This window comes from Agriterribacter sp., from assembly GCF_035444585.1.
In the GTDB taxonomy this organism is placed as follows: domain Bacteria; phylum Bacteroidota; class Bacteroidia; order Chitinophagales; family Chitinophagaceae; genus Agriterribacter.
The window spans coordinates 1-3,709 of record NZ_DAOMOZ010000322.1 but is presented as its reverse complement, the minus strand read 5'-3'; the positions used below and the strand labels follow the sequence as shown (position 1 = coordinate 3,709).

Here is a 3,709-nt window from a genome sequence, read left to right as displayed (position 1 = left end):
GCATCAATAACCCCAAGCCGGGTGCGGTGTAAAGGATCTGTGTCTACATCGGTTGGGTACCACTGATCCATTATGCGCCGTGGCGTAAGGGCATCGGTTGGAACATAGTTGATCCAGGTGCCATCTTCTAACTGTACAACCGGCGACTTCACACTTCCGCGGGCAAACTCCTTTACCACATCTGTTTTCATCTCTGCCGCTATACTTCGTACTTCTTCAGCACGGGGATGGTTAAACGCAGCCAGTGCTTTAGCAAATACTTCCAGTCCGCCCACATAATATGCCTGGTTAAAGGCCCACTCTCTTTCCGCTTTGGTAAGATCATTGAGCGCCCCAAGGATCAGCCCTGTTTTATTGGCTCCTTCATTTGATTTGGCTACCTGCGCCAGGCACCAGTCGAGCGTTTTAAGGGAATTCGGAAGCAACTGTTCAAATTGTTCTCTGTTTCCCGACAATAAATAGTTTTGAGCAATGGCATACAGTTGCCCGGGCGAATACACGCCCCAGTTGGCAAAGCCTCCTATCCTTCCGTCTTTCTGCTGCTGGCTTTTGAACATGGCGGCATACTCATCCTGCGCTACCTTATCATACCCGCGCAAGCCATAGATCATATAATCTACATACACTGCCTGGTTAATGGGCCAATCTGCATTCCTTTGCCCATAGGCCGTATTGGCGTAAGGCAGGTCCATATGATCCTTTCCATCTATATCAAGCGTATGCCGCGGCAGAATAAGCGAATGCCAGAGATTAGCCCGATACAAGTCATTAACCTCTTGTTCAGGCACATTAAAATATGCGCCCTTTGCGAGCCAATTTTCCCAATAGTCTGTTATACTTTTCTTTGCCGCCGCAAAACCAAGATTATTTAATCTTATGGCTTCAGATGAAACAATAGCAGGTGAAGGCAGCTTCGCTACAAACGCGGCAGTTTCTCCTTCCGAAAGATCGCCGGAAATGGTCAATTCAATTTGCTGACCGTTTTTGTTTGATATGGCATCGCCTGCTTTAACCGTAACGCTCTTTCCGGTCTCCAGCAACAAAAAAATATTACCGGTTTGCTTATCAGCAACAGCCCAGTTGTCCTGTATTTGTATGGCTTCAACTTCGTGATCTTTTAATTCATTGTGAAGTGATATACCAAAACTAAAGGTTCCGGCTTTACCGGATATATTCACTTTGCTAAACATTACGCTGGGTATATACCCACGTATGGTAGTGCCTAAATCAACCAGTGGAGAGGCAAATTGTTCTATAGTAGCTACCTGGCCATTCTTTTCCAAACTGGTGATGATCACAGGCAGTCCATTATCTATTTTCTGCTGTTTCCATGCACTTTCCTTCCAAAGCAGGTCGAGCCTGAATTTGTGCGGAGAAGCGAAATCCGGACGAACATTTCCCCACCTGTCAACCGCAAACTTATAAACAGAGCCATGAGCCGCTGCTGTTACGGTAAGGTGCCCCGTGGTACCCATCCACCTGGTTTGCCAGGAAGCATCCCATTGCAGCGGGTTGCCAAAGTCGGGCCACAGCTTATTGAATGTATCGAGTGACGCATCCGGCTGTTCTGCAACGGCATCGAGTACACGCTGTCCCTGCAATGAAGCCATATGCGTTTTAAAATCAACAGGCTTATCAGCCAGCGTAATAAACACATCCTGTTCGGGGAGCCACATGGCGCCATGACTAACGAGTTGTTCCAATCCAATGGTAAATCCCTGCGTGCCTTCCTTATCCAGCTGAACGGTAAGCAAAGGCGCATCGGGTTTATCCCAGGGATCATCTTTCAGGCGCGCTGCCTGCCCCGGCGAACCATTGATCATCAGGTAACCCCACATGGCATCGTCATCCACTGCATAGCCATCCTTCCACCCCGCTAATTTTCTTAGCGGAGCAGAAGGTGTGGGCCAATTGATATCGGCTATCAGTTCATCAGTATCACCCGCGCCGCAATTAAGCACAGATACTGCGGACACTTTATCGTTCTTTTCAATCCCCTTACCTGTAAGGGTTGAAACCGTAAGTCCGGGCGAGCCACTGATCAATTGTACAGTACGGGCCGTACGGGAATGCGCCGTATGGCCAAAGGATAGTTTCAACTTAACACTTTCCGTGCCCGCGGGTTTTGTTTGTGCAACAACGGATGATGTAAAGTATACATTCACTCCTAAACCCAGTACAATAGCTGTTAATGTAGCTAACTGTTTCATACCTGTCATGATGCTCTTCGCCTTGATCTTATCTCTTAAAGATAACTATTCATAATTGGGATTTTGCTCAAGCTGAGGATTTACGTCAATCGCAGATTGCGGTATCGGCAAAAGATAATTTTTTTCAGGATCGAAAACTTTTGTACCGCCTCCGGCAGGCACTACCGTATATACCGTGTTTCCTCCAACAATATCAATCTTAATGGCATGTACTGTTCCGTTGAGCTTAACTTCTGCAAGCCTGGAGCGCAACAGGTCGGGCAATCTTTTGTCTTCGAAAGCCAGTTCCACCCTTCTTTCCCGAAGAATGGCTTTACGCATATCTGCCTGGTTCAAACCCAAAGGCAGCCCGGGCAAATCAGAACGATCTCTCACAGCATTTACAGCATCATACACCGACTGGTCTGGACCTGTGGCTTCATTTCTTGCTTCGGCATAGCTCAGCAGCACTTCTGCATAGCGGAAGATGATAAAGTTTGCACTGTTGCCATTGTCCTGCGCGCCGGCATATTTCGGATTCACCATCTTACGAACATAATAGCCTGTTCTGGTTGATATGCTGCTGTTGTTCAGATCGGTGGCATTGAGACTTCCTACGCCCTGTTTCATGATCATCGTAGCCCCCAGCCATTCCGATTCATCGTACACTATAGATTCATAAAACCTTTTTTCCCGGTTAACGTATGGGTTCTGCGGATCGTAGCCCGATGCAGGATCGGTAATGGGCAGTCCGTTAGCCATTGCATATTCATCAACAATATCCTGCGTGGGATCTAAATGTCCCCAGCCGGTTAATGAGCCATTTACAAAGCGCGGTCCTATCTGCCCTACATAGTTAGCCAAAGACGTTCCGCCCAAATGCTGCCGGCTGAATATCACTTCCACGTTATTATTGTTCTCCTCAAAGAAAAGCGTAGCATAATCCGGGAACAGGTCGTATTTATTTAAGTCAATCACTTTTTGAAATGTAGTGGCGGCTTTTTCCCATCTTGATAAATCATTGTTCGGGTTTTTTAATGCACCCGCGTTAAACAGTTCACAGCTTCCCTGCAGGGTAAGCGCGGCGCCACGCGTTGCTCTTCCCGATTCTGCATCTACGGGCAGATCACCAGCTATGGCAGCACATTCTGAAATAATAAAATCAGCCGTTTCTTCAGATGTATTCCGCGACCTGAAAACCGCATCGCCCTGCTCGGTTAAATTAAGCACATCTGTAATAAGGGGCACTCCGCCATAGTAGGTCCATAATAAAGAATAAAAATACGCCCGCAGAAAACGCGCTTCCGCCAATCTTACTTTTTTCCAGCTTTCAGGCAAATCGGAAGCTGTTGCTTTTTCAATAAACAAATTACATTTCCGGATATTGGTATACTGGTTCCATTTGCTGGGTGTATTGCTGGGAATATAAAGACCAGGCCCGTAAACATTGGTGCTTACGCGGCCAGCCTGACCATTCAATGAATTGTCGGAATAATTATCCCAGGGATCATCTGTTGCCA

At 47.1% G+C, this 3,709-nt stretch carries 2 protein-coding genes; both read right to left on the bottom strand.

The window, feature by feature from the left end; genetic code table 11:
• A partial coding sequence (locus PLH26_RS20900) for a hypothetical protein (protein WP_324587959.1) occupies nt 1-2,210 on the bottom strand: 2,210 nt, incomplete at its 3' end.
• Between the two features lie 45 nt (nt 2,211-2,255).
• Nucleotides 2,256-3,709, bottom strand: a 1,454-nt coding sequence (locus PLH26_RS20895; RefSeq protein WP_324587958.1) for a RagB/SusD family nutrient uptake outer membrane protein, incomplete at its 5' end; no start/stop codon positions are given.